The following is an 18,809-nucleotide window of genomic DNA, read 5'->3' as shown; positions in this document are numbered from 1 at the left end:
CGAGTTAGGCATACCTTGGTAGCTGGTTACCGAGCGGTAGGTCCATACTTCTGCCATGGAGCCTGACTACGACGTCTTGATCATCGGCTCGGGTTTCGGAGGCAGCGTCAGCGCCCTCCGGCTCACCGAGAAGGGTTACCGCGTTGGAGTGTTGGAAGCCGGCCCCCGGTATTCCGACGCCGACTTCGCAAAGACCTCGTGGGACCTGCGAAAGTTCTTGTGGGCCCCCAAGTTCGGTATGTACGGCATCCAGCGGATCCACCTGCTGCGCAACGTCATGATTCTGGCTGGCGCGGGTGTCGGCGGTGGTTCGCTGAACTACGCCAACACCCTCTACATCCCGCCGGACCCGTTCTTCAACGACCCGCAGTGGAAGAACATCACCGACTGGCGCGCCGAACTGATGCCGCACTACGAGCAGGCGCAGCGCATGCTCGGTGTGGTCAAGAACCCGACGTTCACCGACGCGGACAAGATCATCAAAGAGGTCGCCGAGGACATGGGGTGCGCCGACACCTTCGTCGCGACGCCCGTCGGTGTGTTCTTCGGCCCCGACGGTGAGAAGACGCCCGGCAAGACGGTCCCGGATCCCTACTTCGGTGGGGCGGGCCCGGCCCGCACCGGCTGCATCGAGTGCGGTGAATGCATGACCGGCTGCCGGCACGGCGCCAAGAACACCCTGGTGAAGAACTACCTCGGCCTGGCGGAAAAGGCTGGGGCGCAAGTACGTCCGCTCACCACGGTCACCAGCTTCGAGCAGCGCGGCGACGGGTTGTGGGAGGTGTCGACCCGACGCACCAACGGCAAGGTGCGGCGTGGCAAGCGGACCTTCACTGCCAAGTACCTCATCGTGGCGGCCGGTACGTACAACACCCAGAAGCTGCTGTTCAAGGTGCGCGACACCGGAAAGCTGACCAAGCTGTCGGACAAGCTCGGCGTGCTGACCCGGACCAACTCCGAGTCGATCGTGGGCGCCCAGACCCGCGAAGTGCCCACGGACATGGATCTGACGCACGGCGTGGCCATCACGTCGTCGATCCACCCGACGCCCGACACGCACATCGAACCGGTGCGGTACGGCAAGGGCTCCAACGCCATGGGCATGCTGCAGACGCTCATGACGGACGGCGCCGGCCCGCAGGGCACCGACGTGCCGCGGTGGAAGCAGTTCCTGGACCAGGCCGGCGAGGACCCGCGTGAGCTGATTCGACTGCTTAACCCCAAGCGGTGGAGCGAACGCACCGTGATCGCGCTGGTGATGCAGCACCTCGACAACTCGATCACCACCTTCACCAAGCGCGGACCCGGTGGCATCCGCATCATGTCGTCCAAGCAGGGCCACGGCGAGCCCAACCCGACCTGGATCCCGGTCGGCAACGAGGCGACCCGGCGGATGGCCGAGAAGGTCGGCGGCATCGCCGGCGGCACCTGGGGCGAGCTGTTCAACATCCCGCTGACTGCCCACTTCCTGGGCGGCGCGGCGATCGGCGACAGCGCCCAGACGGGCGTCATCGATCCCTACCATCGCGTCTACAACTACCCGACGCTGTTCGTCACCGACGGTGCCGCGATTTCCGCGAATCTCGGTGTGAATCCGTCACTTTCGATCGCGGCGCAGGCTGAGCGCGCCGCGTCGCTGTGGCCGAACAAGGGGCAGGACGACGCGCGTCCGGCACAGGGTGAGCCCTACCGGCGGATCGAACCGATCGTGCCGGACCGCCCCGTCGTCCCGGCCGACGCCCCCGGCGCGCTTCGCCGGCTCCCGATCACCCCGGTTTAGCAGGGATTTGTGCACGATTTTCCGCGCTGGCCGCGGAAAATCGTGCACAAATCCCCAGGGCTCAGGCGGTATTGAACCGCCGGTGTGCGGGCGCCCGGCCCGGTGGTTGCGGCGGTGGGGGCAGTAGCGACTGCCGCGGCGTGACGTCGACGACGGTCGGCTCGCGCGTACTCAGTGTGAGGTCGGCGCCGGCATGCCGGATGTCCAGGGTGGAGTCGGGGCCGTCGCGCAGGGTGTACGTCACCTCGCTGTGCGTCGCGTCGACGGTGATCCGAAATTCCCTCCACCGCAACCGAAATCGGAGCCGGGCCAGGCTGTCCGGCAGCTGGGGGTCGAGTGCGAGGACGCCTTCGTCGTCACGCAGACCACCGAAACCCGCGACCAGCGCGATCCAGGCACCGGCCAGGGACGCCATGTGCAGCCCGTCGCGGGTGTTGTGGTGCAGATCGCGGAGATCGATCAACGCCGCCTCGTAGGCGTAGTCGTGCGCCAGTTCCAGGTGCCCGACCTCGGCGCACATCACGGCCTGCGTGCACGCGGACAGCGACGAATCGCGGACTGTGCGCCGCTCGTAGTAGTCGACGTTGTGCGCCTTCTGCCGGGCGGTGAAGGCGTGGCCCTGCCACTGCATGGCCAGCACCAGGTCGGCCTGCTTGATCACCTGCGCCGGATACAGCCGCACGTACGGGTGGTGCAGAAAGAGGGGATAGGCGGTGTCGGACGAGAACTCCCATTCGGCGAAGGTGGTGAAGCCCTCGCACTGCGGATGCACGGCGAGCTCGTCGTCGTACGGGATGTGCGCGGCGGCTGCGGCATCGCGCCAGGCGGCGGTCTCCTCGTTGGTCACGCCCATGGCGTAGGCGTTGTCGGGGTGCCGCGTGCAGGCGTCGGCGGCGACGCGCAAGTTGTGCGCCGCCATCAGATTGGTGAAGACGTTGTCGCGCACCATCGCGGTGTACTCGTCGGGACCGGTGACGCCGTCGAGATGCCAGATGCCGTGTCGGTCGTGGTGTCCCAACGACATCCATAACCGTGCCGTCTCCACCAGCACGGTCAGCCCGCAGTCGAGTTCAAGCGATTGGTCCCCGGTGGCGTTGCGGTAGCGCTCGAACGCCATCGCGATGTCGGCGTTGACGTGCCACGCCGCGGTGCCGGCCGGCCAGTAGGCCGAGCACTCGGGCCCGGATATGGTGCGCCACGGGAAGCTCGCGCCGCGCAAACCCAGTTCGGCCGCACGGCTTTTCGCCAGCTCCAGGGTCGAGGCGCGCCAGCGCAGCGCGTCGGCGACGGTATGCGGTTTCGTGTACGTGAGCACCGGGAGCACGAATCCTTCGGTGTCCCAGAAGGCGTGACCGCCATAGCCGGTTCCGGTCAGCCCCTTGCCGCCGATGCCGCGGCATTCGGCGCGCGCACTGGCCTGCAGCACGTGGAACAGCCCGAACCGCACGGCTTGCTGGCAGTCGGGGTCACCGTCGACCTCGACGTCGGCGCTGTCCCAGAAATCATCGAGATAGGCGCGCTGCAGATCCAGCAGACCCTGCCACCCGCTGTAGTGCGCGCCGGCCAGCGCACCGGCGACCTGGTCTCGCAGCGCGGGTCGCGACCGCAGACTGGACCAGCCGTAGGCCAGGTATTTCACGATGCGCAGTTGTTGCCCCGGTCGCAGCCCGCAGATCACGGTGGTACGCGCCAGATCTGGGCGTGCGTCGGTGCTCACCTCGACACGGCCCGGGACCTCGATCTCATGGTCCATCGCGGCGGCCATCATCAGGCCGCTGCGCTTGGTCTGGTGGATCAGCAGGGCGCTGTGTTGGTTGTGCTCGTGGTGGATCGGCTGCAGTGGATTGGCAAGGGCCGACGCGACGCGGGGATCCGACGAGGTTTTCGGCTGGTCCTCATTGGCAACCAACTCCGATTGCACTGTGACACGGGCGAATTCGTCGATGGCCTCGACGATGTACTCGATGGCCGCGACGCTGCGCTGGGCCAGAGAGACCAGCCGAACCGACGTGACCCGCACCTGTTTTCCGGCCGGCGACCGCCAGTGCACGGTGCGTGAGAGGGTGCCGGCGCGCAGATCCAGAATTCTCTCGTGGTCGATGAGTTCGCCGTATCGGACGTCGAACGGCTCGTCGTCGACCAGTAGTCGGATGATCTTGCCGTTGGTGACGTCGACGATGGTCTCACCGCCCTGGGGGTAGCCGAATCCGCTTTCGGCGTACGGCAGCGGCCGGGTTTCGTAGAACGAGTTGAGGTAGGTGCCGGGCAGTCCGTGCGGTTCCCCTTCGTCGAGATTTCCGCGAAAGCCGATGTGCCCGTTGGACAATGCGAACACCGACTCCGACTGCGCCAGCAGGTCGAGGTCCAGCTGCGTCTCGCGGACCTGCCATGGCTCGACGGGAAACGATTCCTGGGTGATCATCGGCGGCCTACAGCAGGTCGGCCAGGTCGCGGACCACGACGTCTGCGCCGCTGCTGCGTAGCTGCGCGGCTTGATCGGCTCTGTCCACTCCGACGACGTAGCCGAATCTGCCGTTTCGGCCCGCCGCGACACCAGCCAGCGCGTCTTCGAAGACGGCGGCCGCCGCCGGTTCGACGCCCAAGAGCTGTGCGGCCCGCAGGAACGAGTCCGGTGCCGGTTTTCCCGCGATGTGCTCGTCGCGCAGGGTCACGCCGTCGACCCGCTGCTGGACGAACCGGGACAGGCCGGTGACGTCGAGCACCTGACGGGTGTTGGCGCTCGACGACACGACCGCGACGCCGAGCCCGGCGGCGGCAACCGCCTCCAGATATCGCCGGGACCCGCTGAACGCCTCGATACCGTCGTCGTGCAGGACCTTCTGAAACATCTCGTTCTTGCGGTTGCCCAGACCGGCGACGGTCTCGGCGTCCGGCGGGTCGTCCGGGTTGCCGTCGGGGAGGGCGATGCCGCGGCTGCGCAGGAACGAGCGGACGCCGTCCTGGCGCGGCTTGCCGTCGACGTACTGCAGGTAGTCGTCGTGACTGTCGAACGGGACGAACGGTTCGCCGTCACGTTCGGCGCGGTGCCGCAGGTAGTCGTCGAACATCGCCTTCCAGGCCTTTTTGTGCACGCTCGCGGTGTCGGTCAGGACGCCGTCGAGGTCGAACAGGCAGGCGTGTACGGCGTCGGGGAGACCCAGCATGGTTGCTCTTTCGGTCGGGAGCGGTTCTGCTGTGTCCTTTCCCGCTTTTCGGCGCGGTTATGCGTCGTCGCTATGCAGCGCTGATCACGCGGCTGGGTGCGCCGTGGATGTCGACCGGGACGTCGCCGGTCAGCGTGACGCGGTGCATCAGCCGGTGCTGGCCGTCGTAGTCGTCGACGGCGCGGTGCTGGGTGGCCCGGTTGTCCCACATCGCGACGTCGCCGGGCTGCCAGTTCCAGCGAACGGTGTTCTCTGTCATGGTGATTCGTCGTTGCAGCAGTTCCAGCAGGGCAGCCGACTCGTAGCTGTCCAGGCCGACGAAGCCGCGGACGAACTGCCCGGCCACCAGGGCGCGTTCACCTGTCTCCGGGTGGACGCGCACCACCGGGTGCTCGGTGCGGAAGTCGGGCTTCTGGAACTCGGCCTGGTAGCCCTTCTGCTCGTCGGTCAGGTGGGTCGTATCCACGGTGACGTCCTTGAGGTAGTCGAACCGGTTGGAGTGCACGGCCCGCAGGTTCTCCACCAGCGCCTTGAGCGGCGCGGGCAACGCCTCGTAGGCCGCGACGGTGGAAGCCCACAAGGTCGAACCGCCGTAGGTCGGCAGCGTGACGGCCCGGAGCACCGATGCCGAGGGGTAGTCGGGCATGAACGTCACGTCGGTGTGCCAGCGGTTGGCCTTGCCGTACTCCGAGTCGATCGGGGTGATCTTCGGTGCACCGGCGCGCTTCATCGAATGATGGCCGACCAGATCACCCATCAGTTCCCCGAAGGCCTGCTGCTGCGCGTCGTCGAGGTGGTCCTGGCCCCTGAAGAAGATGACCTTGTGTTCCAGCAGTGCGGCGCGAATCTCGGCGATGGTCTCGGGGGACAGGTCACCGCCCAGCCGCACGCCGTCGATGACGGCACCGATCTTGCTGGTCAGTTTGGTGGCGTTGAGCATGACGTTCCTTTCGGCCAAAGCAACTGTAGTCAGTCGACTACAGTGCGTGGACGCTAGTGTAGCCACATGACTACAGGTGTGCCAGTGGGTCGCGACGAGGTTGTCGCGGCCGTCCTCGAGGCCGCATCGGAGCTGTTCGCCGCGCGCGGTCCCGCGGCCACGTCGATCCGGGACATCGCCGCGAAGTCGAACGTCAACCACGGGCTGGTGTTCCGGCACCTCGGCTCCAAGGAAAAGCTGGTCGGAGCGGTGCTGGACCATCTGGGGCAACGGCTCAAGGAGCTGATCGACACCGATGCACCGGCCGACGTGATCGACGCGGCGGTGGACCGGCAGCTGCGGGTGATCGCCCGAGCCGCGCTCGACGGGTACCCGGTCGGGGAGCTGCAGACCACGTTTCCCAACATGGCGCGCCTGCTCGACGAATTTCTGCCCCGGTACGCCGACGAGAATCAGGCCCGGCTCGCGGTGGGCAACATCATCGCGCTGCAACTCGGATGGCGCCTGCTCGGGCCATTCCTGCGGTCCGCGCTGGGGCTCGGCGAGATGACCGACGACGACGTCCGCACCGCGGTCGGCGCGGCCGCCGAGCGGCTGGCAGAGCCGCCGGCCACCCACCACTAGACTGAGCGGGTGCAAACACCAGCTTCACAGCCCGTTCTGGTCATCGACTTCGGTGCGCAGTACGCGCAGCTGATCGCCCGCCGGGTCCGCGAGGCTCGGGTGTTCTCCGAGGTGCTGCCGCATACCGCGACGGTCGAGGACATCAAGGCCAAGAACCCGCAGGCCATCGTGCTGTCCGGTGGCCCGTCCAGCGTCTACGAGGAAGGTGCGCCGCAACTGGACGCGGCGATCTTCGATCTCGGCGTTCCGGTGTTCGGCATCTGCTACGGGTTCCAGGCCATGGCGCAGGCGCTCGGCGGCACCGTCGCGCACACCGGCACCAGTGAGTACGGCCGGACCGAACTGAAAGTCGCCGGCGGCGAACTGCATTCGGGCCTGCCCGCCACGCAGCCGGTGTGGATGAGCCACGGCGACGCGGTCACCGCGGCGCCCGCCGGTTTCGACGTCGTGGCCACCAGCCCGGGCGCGCCGGTCGCCGCCTTCGAGGACCGGGCCCGCAAGCTCGCCGGCGTCCAGTACCACCCCGAGGTGATGCACTCCCCGCACGGTCAGCAGGTGCTCAGCCGGTTCCTGCACGACTTCGCCGGCATTGGCGCGACCTGGAACGCGGCCAACATCGCCGACCAGCTGGTCGAGCAGGTGCGCGAGCAGATCGGCGACGGCCAGGCCATCTGCGGCCTGTCCGGCGGCGTCGACTCGGCGGTGGCGGCCGCGCTGGTGCAGCGCGCCATCGGTGACCGGCTGACCTGTGTGTTCGTGGACCACGGCCTGCTGCGCGCCGGCGAGCGGGAGCAGGTCGAACGCGACTTCGTCGCCGCGACCGGTGCCAAGCTCGTCACCGTCGACGAAGCCGACCGCTTCCTCGACGCCCTGTCCGGGGTGACCAACCCCGAAGGCAAGCGCAAGATCATCGGCCGCGAGTTCATCCGGGCGTTCGAGGGCGCGGTGCGCGACACCCTGGGATCCAGCGAGTCCGAGATCGAATTCCTGGTGCAGGGCACGCTCTACCCGGACGTCGTCGAATCCGGGGGCGGCACCGGTACCGCCAACATCAAGAGCCACCACAACGTCGGCGGCCTGCCCGAGGACCTGAAGTTCAAGCTTGTCGAGCCGCTGCGCCTGCTGTTCAAGGATGAGGTGCGTGCCGTCGGCCGCGAGCTCGGCCTGCCCGAGGAAATCGTTGGACGCCAACCCTTCCCGGGGCCGGGTCTGGGTATCCGGATCGTCGGCGAGGTGACCGGCTCGCGGCTGGACACGCTGCGCCGCGCCGACTCGATCGCCCGCGAGGAGCTCACCGCGGCCGGTCAGGATCAGAGCATCTGGCAGTGCCCCGTGGTGCTGCTCGCCGATGTGCGCTCGGTGGGTGTGCAGGGTGACGGGCGGACCTACGGGCATCCGATCGTGCTGCGTCCGGTGTCCAGCGAGGACGCCATGACGGCCGACTGGACCCGCGTGCCTTACGAAGTGCTGGAACGCATTTCGACCCGCATCACCAACGAGGTGCCCGAGGTGAACCGCGTGGTACTGGACATCACCAGCAAGCCGCCGGGCACCATCGAGTGGGAGTGATCTCCCTCCGCTGACGGGTGAGGCTCAGCGCGCCGGGTCGCCCCGCCACGCGAAGCTGTTGACGTACTGGCCCATGTCGAGGGCCAGCTGCAGGCCGACCGCGGACGGTTTCCCGGAGCCGAAGTCCGGTCCGAAGCGGTGGTACGGACCTGAGGCCGCGGCGATCAGTGCCAGGTCGTTCTTGACGGCGACGAGCACCAGCAGCCGCATCCGGGAGTACTGGCGGCTCGCGCCCTGCGGATACCAGTCGGCGACGATGCCGTAGCCCGTCTGGTAGCCGACCATGGCGTTCGGAATCTCGTACGCGGTCTTGGCATCCGGATAGGTCGCCTTGACCAGTTCGGCCGCAATGTCTTTCGGTTGACGTCCGGTCGCGGGCCGGCTGAACAGCTGCAGCATCCCGCCGTCGCCGGCGAGCAGTTTGGCCAGTACGCCGTGGTCGTCCTTGGTCACTTCGTACGCCGATCCGGTCGCCGGGTAGGCGACGCTGAACGAGCCGTCGGGTGCGGTGAACCGGGGGTTGATGGTCACCGGTTGGCCCATGGGCGGATGGCCGCATTCCGGCGGGCACACGTACCGTACGGCCGGCTTCTCCAAGAGCCCGGACACCCCGACCAGGAGCGCGGCCACCACCACCGCGGCGAGGACGAAGATCAGTGTCACCTGAACGCGTTTCGTGGTCCGGGTCGGCGTCGTCGCGTAGGCAGGGGCGTGCAGCGAGTAGCCGGGGAGGAGTCCCACCGTCAAGCTGTCGGCGGGTGCCGGGCGGTCGGTGCGCTGGCTCTGCCGCGCGGCCCGTGACGATGCCCGGGTGGCGGCGCCGCAGGCCGCACAGAACGGGGCGTCGGGCACCACGTGGCCGCACTGGGTGCACAGCAGCGGCTCGTCCATGTTGTAGTCGTCGTGGGCCTCGTGCAGCAGCGCCAGGTGCAAACCGACGCGCAACGCCAGCAGCGCCACGAGGGTGAGCCCGAAATACATTGCCAGCTGGACGAACTGGGGCAGCTGGACCGCGTCGATCAGGCCGAGCAGGGCATAGACCACGGCGACGATCACCGCGATCAGGGTCAGCGTCAGCCGGACGTAGCCGCGATGTTGGTGCGCCTTGTTCGGTGGCCGGGTGAACCACAGCGCCGCACCGATGAGGCCGCCGACGGTGGCGGCGATGATGGGGGTGGCCAGGCCGCGGATGCCGGCCTCGACCAACAGGCCCTGCAGCGGGCGGTCGCGGTTGACCATGCCGGTGCCGAACTGTGGGGCCAGCCGGGTAAGGGTTGCCGCCGCGGTGAAATAGATGGCTGCGTGGGCGCCAATGGCATAGCCGTGCAAGGCTTCTCGATGGCCGGGCCGGACCAGGCGGATCACCAGTGTGGGCACCTGCATCAGCAGTAGGCCACCGAGCGTGGCGCCGAGGCCGGTCCGCAGCATGCGGGCCGCCGCGATACCCGCGCCAAGTGGGATGCCGTACGACCGGGCGGCCACCGCTCCGGTGAGTAGCGCCCACCCGACGCCCAGGGCGACGGCGAGACCGGCGGTCAGCCAGAGGTTGCCCCGCGGTGCGTCCTGGTTGAATTCGGATTCCCGGAGATAGATTCCGAAGATCACGGGCAGCCCGAGGACGGCGACGGCGACGAGCGCGCCGGGCAGGCGGAGCATCGCGGTGGCGACCAGGGCGAGCACCAGGGCGACGAGCCCGAGCATGAACGACGTGCGCGACCGAGGGGACAGGTGCGGGAACAGCGAGCTGGTGATCGACAGGCGAAGCAGATGCTGGCCGGGCGCGGCGCTGAACGACCGCGCGCGCAACCAATGCGGTCCGTCGTGGCGGTGTTCGCTCAGCGGCGCGCCGCACAGCCCGCAGTACTCGCCGGCCGGGACGTCCAGCTGGCAGACCTCGCACTCCATCATCGGCCGGTCTTCGAGCTGGGTGGTCATTGCGTCACCTTCTGCAGCAACAACAGGTTTTCCGCCAGGTTCTCCACGTTCGGGGTGCCGAGGCCGCTGACCAGGTCGTAGCCCGGGCCCGCGGTGTCAACGGCGTTGCCGCCCAAGGTGATATCGCGGAATGCCGGTCGTGGGGCGCCGGTGGCGATCCGATACAGCAGCGGGTTGAGCGCACCGATCGGACGTCCGCCGTTGGCGGTGAGGTATTGCGTCATGACGGCCGTCAGCCCGGCCCAGATCGGTGCGGACTGCGAGGTGCCGCCGCCGACGACCACCTCCTTGTCCACCACGATCCGTACGCCGGTGTAGGGATCGGCGACGGCCGAGATGTCCGGCGTCATGCGCTTTCCGGCGCTGCGCTTCGGGTCGACCTGGTTCGCCGCGGCCGCCTGCCAGCGTGGCTGCTCGAACAGTGTGGAAACCCCGCCGCCGGTGCCCTGGGAGAGCGGGACGTTGAACCAGGCCTGTTCGTCCACCCACCTGCCGTCGGCGTCGGTGGACAGGGTGCTGCCGCCGACGTTGGTCATCTCGGGCAGCGACGCCACCGAATCCAGCCCGATGTCGGCCGGGCCGGGAGGAGAGTCCCAGTCGTCGCCGCCCTTGCACTCCAGTCCGGCCAGGTCGCCGCTGGCGTCAAATGCCGAGGTGCCGTGCGATTCTGCGGCGGCCAACGCCGAGCGGACGGGTGCGAGGTCGGCCGCGGTGGTCAGTTTGTCGCAGCCCCAGCCGATCGACAGGCTCCAGATCGCGCCGGGGAAATCACGGTCGGTCTGCTCGAACAGCTCGCCGATCTTCACGTACGCGCCGTCGCCGGTGACCGTCGGACGGGCGTTGACCACGACCAGTCGGGCGTCGGGGGCGATGGCATGGATCACCTCGAGGTCCATGGTGGTCTCGCCACGCTCGTCGCCGGGTTGCCCGCCGATGAGGGTCGGAGTGAACTTGGGTAGGCCGAAGGTGGTGGAGAACTGGTCCAGGTCGGCTTGGTCGTAGCCGTTGAAGGCGAAGACCACCACCGTGGTGCCCTTGCCCGTGTGGCCGGCGGCGCTCAACTTGTCGGCGTGGTAGGCGCTGAGCAGGTGGCTCGGGGTCAGGCCGCGTTCCGGGACACCCTGCGGCGGGTCCTGCGGTGCCGAATCGTGGTGCGGGGTGTAGCTGAGGATCCGGCCCAATTCGGCGACCGTGCCTTGTAGTTCGGTGGGGAGCTGGGGTTGCTGCGGCGCGGCGTAGAACTCCTGTCCACGCCGGCCGCGATAGTCGTGCACCTCGACCCCGAAAGCGGCGCCCATCCGGTCGGGGGCGCCTTCGACGACGGCCCAGTTGTCGCCGGGGCGCCAGCGCACCGAAAGGCGTTGCAGCTCAGCCCAATTGATCAGCGCGTCCGGTCGATGGTTCGCATCGAGCGTGGCGGTGAGCTGGACGCGCTGCGGATGGGCGGGCCCGAGATCTGTCGAGGAGGCGAGCAGCGACGCGAAGGGACCGTCGATGGTGCCCGACGGTTGGTCCGGCGCCGCGGTCGGCCGGCCCGGGGTGGGCAGGTTGATGACCACCAGCGTCAGCGTGGCGGCAAGTACCAGGGCAACCAGCCATCGCCGGTGTGGTGTCCGATTCGGCGGTGGCATGTACCAACGGTAGCGCGAACTCGGATTCTGCTGGGCCGGTAGGCAACCCGGGCCAGTTGTCAGTTGCGGTGCGTGCCCGGTGTGGCGGTGGGCGCCGGGTTGGCGGTGACCGACGGGGTGAACAGGTTGCCGCCGCCCGGGCTGATCGACTTCTCGGTCGGGGTGACCGCCGATGTGGTCGTGGTGGTGGTGGTGGTGGTGGTCGACGACGGCGTCTCGGGGGCCTTCTTCTCCTCGCCGCAGCCGGCGGTGAGGCCGATCATCGCGATGAGTGCGGTGCCTCCCGCTGCGGCGGTGACGCGGTGGACCAGACGATTCGAACGCATGATGCATGCCTTCCACTAGCGCAGCGGTCCACCAAGCCCCGAGCGGGATTTCCGGACCTATTCCAGTTACGAGCGTACAGGTCAGAACGCTGCGATGGCGGTGTTGTGGGTCACCGGCGGCTTGACCGTGTCGGTGGGTGGGTGTTTACTCACGGTATCGAACAAATATTCGAATATTGACAGTGTCCGATGGTGCGGGAGGTGTTGTTGTGGCGGCTGTGACCAGTCTGGCGAATAGCCGGATTGACCGCGCTGACCAGCTGGAACAACTCCGGCGCAAGATCGCCGAGATGTCGGGACCGGCGGGTTTGCGCGGCCGGGACCGGGGGCGGCCCGAGCCGGCTCCGAAGGTTCCCGAAAGTTTGCTGGAACCATCGGATCCGCAGTCTGAGCTGCTGCCTGACGTGTTGCCCCGCGGCACGGTCGCGGTGCTCTCGGGGGCCCGCTCGCTGCCGTTGCGGATGGTGGCCGCGGTGACGGCGGCCGGTGGGTATGCGGCCATCGTCGGTCAGCCCAAGGTCGGGCTGCTGGCCGCGGTGGAGATGGGGGCCGACCTGGAACGCATCGCGCTCATCCCGGACCCGGGGCCGGACCCGGTGGAGGTGGCCGCGGTGCTCATGGACGGGCTCGACCTGGTGCTGCTCGGCCTGGGCGGCAAGTCCGTTCCGGCCGGCCGGGCGCGGGTGGTGGCGTCCCGGGCCCGGCAGCGCGAGTGCACCCTGCTGGTCACCGACGGCGACTGGCCCGGGGCGACGGCCCGGCTGGAGGCCAGGGTCCGCGGGTACGAGGTGGTCGGCGCGGGCGCTGGGGACCCGACGCCGGGGTGCGGACGGATCGGCCGGGTACGGCTGGACACCCGGGCCCGCGGCCGCTCGATGCGCCCGCTGCGAGCGGTGGGTGGCTGAGATGTCCCGGGTACTGGCCATCTGGTGCATGGACTGGCCCGCCGTGGCGGCGGCAGTGGCGGCCGGGCTGCCGGTGACCGAACCGGTGGCCGTCACTCTGGCGAACCGGGTGGCGGCCTGTTCGGCGTCGGCCCGTGCATCGGGCGTCCGAAGGGGATTGCGGCGCAGGGAGGCTCAGGCCCGCTGCCCCCAATTGCACGTTGCCACCGCCGATCCGGCGCGGGACGCCCGGCATTTCGAGGGGGTGACGGCCGCGGTCGACGAGGTCGTGCCGCGCGCAGAGGTGCTGCGGCCGGGGCTGCTGGTGTTGCCGGTACGTGGCGCGGCCCGGTATTTCGGATCGGAGCAGACCGCGGCTGAACGATTGGTCGACGCGGTGGGTGCGGCGGGGGTCGAATGCCAGGTGGGCATCGCCGACCAGCTGCCCACGGCGGTCTTCGCGGCCCGGGCGGGACGCATTCTCGCGCCGGGTGAGGATGCGCAGTTTCTCGCCGGATTGTCCATCCGGCAGTTGGCCACCGAGCCGAGCCTGTCCGGCGAGGGCCGGGAAGAACTGGCGGACTTGTTGTGGCGCATGGGTATCCGAACCATCGGGCAGTTCGCCGCGCTGTCCCGGACCGACGTGGCGTCCCGGTTCGGTACCGATGCCGTGGTCGCGCACCGGTTTTCGCGGGGTGAACCGGCGCGCCGCCCGTCGGGGCCGGAGACACCGGCGGATCTCGATGCCGTGATGGACTGCGACCCGCCGATCGACCGGGTGGACGCGGCGGCATTCGCCGGACGCTCGCTGGCGGGCCGGTTGCACCGCAGCCTGGAGTCCGCCGGGGTGGGGTGCACCCGGTTGGCCATCGATGCGGTGACCGCCAACGGTGAGGAACTGCAACGGGTCTGGCGGTGCGCCGAGCCGCTGACCGAGGACGCCACCGCGGACCGGGTGCGGTGGCAGCTGGACGGCTGGCTGACCAGGCGGGGACTGGGCGGGGCCGGACCCACCGGGCCCATCACGGTGTTGCGGCTGCATCCGGTCGAGGTGGTCTCGGCCGCGGCGCTGCAGTTGCCGTTGTGGGGATCTTCCGGAGATGACGACCGGATGCGCGCTCGGCGGGCGCTGGTGCGGGTCCAGGGTCTGCTCGGGCCGGAGGCGGTGCAGGTGCCGGTGCTCAGTGGTGGGCGGGGGCCGGCCGAGCGCATCACGCTGACCCCGCTGGGGGATGAGGTGGTGCCGTTGAACGATCCGACCCAGCCGTGGCCGGGGCGACTGCCGGAGCCGGCTCCGGTGGTCCTGCTGGATGATCCGGTGGAACTTGTTGACGTACGCGGTGATTCGGTTCGGGTGACGGACCGGGGCATGTTCTCCACCGATCCGGTGGGGCTGACGGGTTCGGGTTATCGCGGGGCGTTGCGCTGGTGGGCGGGGCCGTGGCCGGTCGACGAACGCTGGTGGGACCCGGAGCGGGGGAAGGGCCGCACGGCACGGGCTCAGGTGTTGATCGGGGACGACGGGGAGAGTCGTGCGCTGCTGCTGTGCTACCGGCAGCGGCGGTGGTACGTGGAGGGGGTTTATGAATAGGCCGCGCTGCAGTTCGAACCATGGAGTTCCTGGGCGGGGCAGCACCCAGTGGTCGCCGATCGCTTCCTATGACGAATGTGCAGGTTTCGTTCGATATTTCGCAGGTCCACCGTCCGAAGCTGCACATTCGCCGTAGCACCCCTCAGGGACGGGTGGACTGTGGCGCCGCCGGAAGTACCCGAACCAAGCGGCATCTTCGAGGCCTGCTGGAAGAACAAAAAAAATTATGGTTGTGCACAACTGAATTGTGGGCTACAGTTCTTCACGTGGACGCACTCACCTTGGATCGCCAACTCTGCTTCGCCTTGTACTCGGCGTCGCGAGCGATGACGGCGGCCTACCGGCCGATCCTGACCGAGCTGAACCTCACCTACCCGCAGTACCTCGTGCTGCTGGTGCTGTGGGAAGAGGATCGGGTCACGGTCGGGCGCCTGGGTGAGCGGCTGCAGCTGGATTCGGGGACTCTCTCACCGCTACTGAAACGGTTGGAAGCCAATGGATTCATCCGTCGTGAACGGTCGCTGCAGGACGAGCGTCAGGTCGAGGTGACTCTGACTCCGGCCGGCCGCAAGCTCGAAGGGAAGGCTCAGTGCATTCCCCAACAGCTGGGCGCCCGGATGGGCATCACCGAGCGGGAAGCAACAGACCTGCGCGATGCGATTCACCGATTGACCGATGCGCTCACCGCATCGCACTGATTTACCGACGCAACCTGCGTCACCGGCACCAACCACCACAAGGAGATCGACATGAAGACGCTGTACACCGCAGAAGCCCTGGCCACCGGCGAAGGTCGCGACGGCCACGGCCGCACCTCCGACGGCAAGCTGGACCTGGATCTGGCCATCCCGAAGGAGATGGGTGGCAGCGGCAACGGCACCAACCCCGAGCAGCTGTTCGCCATCGGCTACGCCGCCTGCTACCACTCGGCACTGCGCTTGGTCGCCCGCGAAGCCAAGGCTGACGTCACCGATTCGTCTGTGGGGGCCCGGGTTTCGCTCGGACAGCTGGACAACGGCGGATTCGGCCTGGCGGTCGAGCTGGAGATCACCCTGCCCAACCTGGAGCACGACGCCGCGCAGGAGCTCGCGGACAAGGCTCACCAGGTCTGCCCCTACTCCAACGCCACTCGCGGCAACATCGACGTCAAGATCACCGTCACGGACGACTGAACTTCCGCCGCCGACACATTCGCGAGCAGACGTAAAACTGTCGAATTCCGTTGGAAAATGACAGTTTTACGTCTGCTCGCGGAGTCGTCTGAACACCCCTCATAGCTTGGACGCGAAGGCCCCGACCCGCTCGATGAACCGATCGAAGAACGCCACCGGGTCGACCTCGATACCGATGTGGGCATTGGGCTGGCGCCCCCAGTGTCCGCGCCAGTCGGCGACCGTCATGCCGCGCGTCAGCGTGCCCAGCAGTTCCACATCGACCGTCGCCTGCTGGTACCGGACGATGTCCGGGTCCAGCGCGACGGCCGCCGCGAGCGGATCGTGCAGGTGTGCCAGATAACCCTCGCCCTGGTCGAAATGGAACTCGAAGTAGAACCGCATGGCGTCTTCCAGCACCCGGATCAACGGGTTGGACGACGATGACCGCGTCCCACGATCGTCCAGCACGCTCATCGGGGACGACGGTCCGCCCGCTGCGGTCGCCAGCCGGCTCAGCAGTGACGGCGTCATCGCAACGTTCTCGGTCAGGTTGAGCCCCAGCACAATTGGCAGGTGGGCCGGGTCCTCCAGACCCCACGCCGCGCCCCAGACCGAGAACACCTCAGCCGCGGCCTCCGGGTCGACGCTGATGTTCCACTCGGACACCGGCGTGGTGTTGCCGCGGTAGTCGAAGGCCCCGCCCATGATCACCAGGCGTCGCAGCAGCCGGGGGAGCGACGGTTCCTGCCGCAGCGCCAGCGCGAAGTTGGTCAGCGGGCCCGTGACGAGACCGATCAACTCGCCGGGGTATTCGCGGGCGGCCTGAATCCAGGCCTCGGCGGCGTCGTACTCGGTGAGCACGCCACCGGTCTCGGACTCGGCACTGGGCTCAGGCAGTTCCGCATAGCCCAGCCCCTGCGGGCCGTGGGTGTCCTCGGCGGTGCGCAACGGCGCGACCAGCGGGACGCTCGAGCCCCTGGAAACCGGGATGGGGCCGACACCACACAGCTGCAGCAACCCCAGGTTGTTGACGCATACCTGGTCGACGGGGACGTTGCCCGCGGTGGACGCGATGCCCACCAGCTCGGCGTCGGCGCTGGCCAGCAGGTAGGCCAGTGCCATCGCGTCGTCTACGCCGGTGTCGACATCGGCAAAAACCGGCTGCACCCTGGCCTGGCCGGCGGGTAGTAAGCCCCCTGTCATGTCGCCAACCCTAAATGGCCGCGCGGGAACGGGCAGTCCGATCGCGGGCTCTGGGCCTGTTATCTATATCGCGCCATCGGGGAATGCGATGACCGACACAAAACGGATCGGCAGCCGGATCAGCCGGGTCGGCCCGTGGACGCCCTCACCGTCGAACTGCAGTGAGTCGCCGGGCTCGAGCCGGTACTCGGAATGGCCATGGCCGTAGTCCATGACGCCGTCGAGCATGTAGATGAATTCGGTCCCGGGATGCTGGAACAGCGGGTAGACCTCACTGTCCTCGTTGAGCGTCACCATCAGGCATTCCAGGCGCTTGTGCTCGCCGCGGAGCCCGCCCAGCAGTTCGTATTCGTGGCCGGCCTGTGAGCCGCTGCGGACGATCGGGGTGCCCTTGCCGGCTTTGACGAACGACGCGGGCCGCTCGGTGTCGGCGCCGCGGAACAGGTATGTCACCGGTACGTCGAAACCTTTGGACAGCAGCGCAAGGGTGCTCAGCGAGCAGGATGTTTGGGCGTTCTCCACCTTGGAAAGCATGGCCTTGGAGATGCCGATGCGGGCCGCCATCTCGCCGACCGACAGACCCGAATTGTGGCGCAGCTGACGAACATTGCGCGCGATGGCGACCTCGAGCTCGAGTTCCTCGACCTTGTCGTCGGGCCGTCGGTTACGGGTGGTGCCCGCATTGCGAAGTAGCGTTTCGTCGTTCTCCACCCGTCAACCGTAACGCATCAACGTCCACTGTCAGTAGACGGCGCGCGTTGGGATCCGTCCGCGCCGACTGGGTCTGGAGGAGATGCTGCAGGCTGTCGGCCAGGGCGACCGAGCCGGCCTCGGCGTCGGTGCTCTCGACAGCTTCGGAGGGCGCGTGGGAGACGCCGGTTGGGTTGCGCACGAACAACATTGCGGTGCTCACATGGTCCTTCAAGACCCCGGCATCATGCCCCGCGCCGGTGCCCAGTATCGGTGCGTCATCGAGCGTAGCGCTCAACCCGTCACGCAACGATGAATCGAAATCAACAGTGGCGCTGAATGATTCCTCGGTCATGGTGACACTGCAGCCTTCGCCGAGGGCGGCGGCGTTGGCGGCCTCCGCGATCTCGTGCACCAGGAACTTGGTCACCGCGTCTTCGGGGTGACGTACGTCCAGCCAGAGATCCACGCGCGAGGCGATGACGTTGGTGCCGCCGGGCACCGGGACGATCCGGCCGACGGTGGCGCGTGCGCCGCTGATGGCCCGCGCCTGTGTCTGGACTGCCGTGATCAGCCGGGCGGCGGCCACCATTGGGTCGGCCCGGTCCGCCATGAGCGTCGTGCCGGCGTGGTTGCCCTCGCCGGTGAACGACAGCCGCCACCGGCCGTGGCCGAGGATGGACGACGCGACGGCCACCGGCCTGGCCAGGTCGATCAGCCCGCGGCCCTGTTCGACGTGGAGTTCGATGAACGTTCCGATCCGCCCGAGCGACTCCGGGTCGGGCCCCAGATGCGCCGGATCGATTCCGGCGCAACGACTTGCCTCGGTGAATGTGGTTCCGCTGCTGTCGGTCAGTGATCGGGCCCGGTCCGGGTCGATCGCTCCGGTCAGCAGCCGCGAGCCCAGGCACGCGACCCCGAACCGGGAACCCTCCTCCTCGGGGAACACCGCGATGGCCCGCCGCCCGCCGACACTGCGGGCGGCCAGTAGATCGAAAGCGACCAACGCCGACGCCACCCCGAGCGGTCCGTCGTAGGCGCCGCCGCCGGGCACGGAATCCAGGTGACTGCCGGTGACGACGGCGTCGTCGCCGACTCCGCCCGACCAGGCCCAGATGATCCCGTTGCGGTCGGTCTCGATGTCCAGGCCGCGCTTTGTCGCGTGCGCGACGAACCACGATCGCAGGTCGAGCTCGGCGGTCGAGTAGACGGGTCGGGTGTAGCCGCCGCGCTGGTTGTCGACGCCGGTACCGGCGATCTCGGCAAGCAACGAGGTGACGGTGTCAGGCATGAAAGATCCTTTTTGACAGAGAGATTC

The 18,809-nt window shown here is 68.2% G+C and carries 16 protein-coding genes; 7 read left to right on the top strand and 9 right to left on the bottom strand.

Translation table 11 applies throughout. From position 1 onward, the window contains the following. Positions 1-55: 55 nt before the first annotated feature. Positions 56-1,780 (top strand): GMC family oxidoreductase, encoded by a 1,725-nt coding sequence (locus tag BR47_RS0123345; protein WP_029120955.1) that lies wholly within the window; start codon positions 56-58, stop codon positions 1,778-1,780. A 61-nt stretch (positions 1,781-1,841) separates the two neighbouring features. Here the strand turns inward: BR47_RS0123345 and BR47_RS0123340 are convergent, their stop codons facing one another. The 3 genes from BR47_RS0123340 to BR47_RS0123330 all read right to left on the bottom strand — a co-directional run bounded on the left by BR47_RS0123340 (position 1,842) and on the right by BR47_RS0123330 (position 5,884). Then, positions 1,842-4,202, bottom strand: coding sequence for a glycoside hydrolase family 65 protein (locus BR47_RS0123340; RefSeq protein WP_029120954.1), 2,361 nt, complete (start codon positions 4,200-4,202; stop codon positions 1,842-1,844). 7 nt (positions 4,203-4,209) lie between these two features. Beyond that, positions 4,210-4,944 (bottom strand): beta-phosphoglucomutase family hydrolase, encoded by a 735-nt coding sequence (locus BR47_RS0123335; protein WP_029120953.1) that lies wholly within the window; start codon positions 4,942-4,944, stop codon positions 4,210-4,212. A 70-nt stretch (positions 4,945-5,014) separates the two neighbouring features. After that, positions 5,015-5,884 (bottom strand): TauD/TfdA dioxygenase family protein, encoded by an 870-nt coding sequence (locus BR47_RS0123330; RefSeq protein WP_029120952.1) that lies wholly within the window; start codon positions 5,882-5,884, stop codon positions 5,015-5,017. Positions 5,885-5,950: 66 nt separating this feature from the next. On the opposite strand from BR47_RS0123330, the gene BR47_RS0123325 reads away from it, so the two are divergent. Together BR47_RS0123325 and guaA are read left to right on the top strand one after the other, a co-directional pair. Continuing rightward, a complete protein-coding gene (locus BR47_RS0123325) occupies positions 5,951-6,508 on the top strand; it encodes a TetR/AcrR family transcriptional regulator (protein ID WP_029120951.1) in 558 nt (185 codons plus the stop codon). Positions 6,509-6,517: 9 nt separating this feature from the next. After that, a complete protein-coding gene (guaA, locus tag BR47_RS0123320; RefSeq protein ID WP_029120950.1) occupies positions 6,518-8,077 on the top strand; it encodes a glutamine-hydrolyzing GMP synthase in 1,560 nt (519 codons plus the stop codon). A 24-nt stretch (positions 8,078-8,101) separates the two neighbouring features. Here the strand turns inward: guaA and BR47_RS0123315 are convergent, their stop codons facing one another. The 3 genes from BR47_RS0123315 to BR47_RS0123305 are packed head-to-tail and all read right to left on the bottom strand — an operon-like array spanning position 8,102 to position 11,969. Then, positions 8,102-10,012: a hypothetical protein gene (locus BR47_RS0123315; RefSeq protein WP_020102474.1), complete on the bottom strand. Its 1,911-nt coding sequence runs from the start codon at positions 10,010-10,012 to the stop codon at positions 8,102-8,104. Further along, positions 10,009-11,643: a S53 family peptidase gene (locus BR47_RS0123310; RefSeq protein WP_020102473.1), complete on the bottom strand. Its 1,635-nt coding sequence runs from the start codon at positions 11,641-11,643 to the stop codon at positions 10,009-10,011. The genes BR47_RS0123315 and BR47_RS0123310 overlap by 4 nt, the downstream gene beginning before the upstream one ends. Before the next feature lie 59 nt (positions 11,644-11,702). Then, positions 11,703-11,969, bottom strand: coding sequence for a hypothetical protein (locus BR47_RS0123305; protein WP_029120949.1), 267 nt, complete (start codon positions 11,967-11,969; stop codon positions 11,703-11,705). Positions 11,970-12,178: 209 nt separating this feature from the next. On the opposite strand from BR47_RS0123305, the gene imuA' reads away from it, so the two are divergent. The 4 genes from imuA' (at position 12,179) to BR47_RS0123280 (ending at position 15,616) form a co-directional block, all read left to right on the top strand. After that, positions 12,179-12,874: a DnaE2-dependent mutagenesis accessory factor ImuA' gene (imuA', locus tag BR47_RS0123295; RefSeq protein ID WP_029120948.1), complete on the top strand. Its 696-nt coding sequence runs from the start codon at positions 12,179-12,181 to the stop codon at positions 12,872-12,874. 1 nt (position 12,875) lies between these two features. Then, on the top strand, positions 12,876-14,444 hold the full coding sequence (locus BR47_RS0123290; RefSeq protein WP_036427691.1) for a DNA polymerase Y family protein: 1,569 nt from the start codon (positions 12,876-12,878) through the stop codon (positions 14,442-14,444). Positions 14,445-14,710: 266 nt separating this feature from the next. Beyond that, a complete protein-coding gene (locus BR47_RS0123285; protein ID WP_020102469.1) occupies positions 14,711-15,142 on the top strand; it encodes a MarR family winged helix-turn-helix transcriptional regulator in 432 nt (143 codons plus the stop codon). A 51-nt stretch (positions 15,143-15,193) separates the two neighbouring features. Next, positions 15,194-15,616 (top strand): organic hydroperoxide resistance protein, encoded by a 423-nt coding sequence (locus tag BR47_RS0123280; protein ID WP_020102468.1) that lies wholly within the window; start codon positions 15,194-15,196, stop codon positions 15,614-15,616. Positions 15,617-15,715: 99 nt separating this feature from the next. On the opposite strand, the gene BR47_RS0123275 is transcribed toward BR47_RS0123280, so the two are convergent. The 3 genes from BR47_RS0123275 to BR47_RS0123265 form a co-directional block, all read right to left on the bottom strand. After that, on the bottom strand, positions 15,716-16,801 hold the full coding sequence (locus BR47_RS0123275) for a nucleoside hydrolase (RefSeq protein WP_051634956.1): 1,086 nt from the start codon (positions 16,799-16,801) through the stop codon (positions 15,716-15,718). A 63-nt stretch (positions 16,802-16,864) separates the two neighbouring features. After that, positions 16,865-17,512 (bottom strand): helix-turn-helix domain-containing protein, encoded by a 648-nt coding sequence (locus BR47_RS0123270; RefSeq protein ID WP_020102466.1) that lies wholly within the window; start codon positions 17,510-17,512, stop codon positions 16,865-16,867. Further along, positions 17,466-18,782: an allantoate amidohydrolase gene (locus BR47_RS0123265; RefSeq protein WP_029120945.1), complete on the bottom strand. Its 1,317-nt coding sequence runs from the start codon at positions 18,780-18,782 to the stop codon at positions 17,466-17,468. The genes BR47_RS0123270 and BR47_RS0123265 overlap by 47 nt, the downstream gene beginning before the upstream one ends. Positions 18,783-18,809 lie beyond the last annotated feature (27 nt).

The organism is Mycobacterium sp. UNC410CL29Cvi84 (assembly GCF_000686745.1).
GTDB classification, from domain to species: domain Bacteria; phylum Actinomycetota; class Actinomycetes; order Mycobacteriales; family Mycobacteriaceae; genus Mycobacterium; species Mycobacterium mucogenicum_B.
Note: the sequence above shows the minus strand (reverse complement) of the source record. Positions and strands in the feature narration are given on the sequence as shown.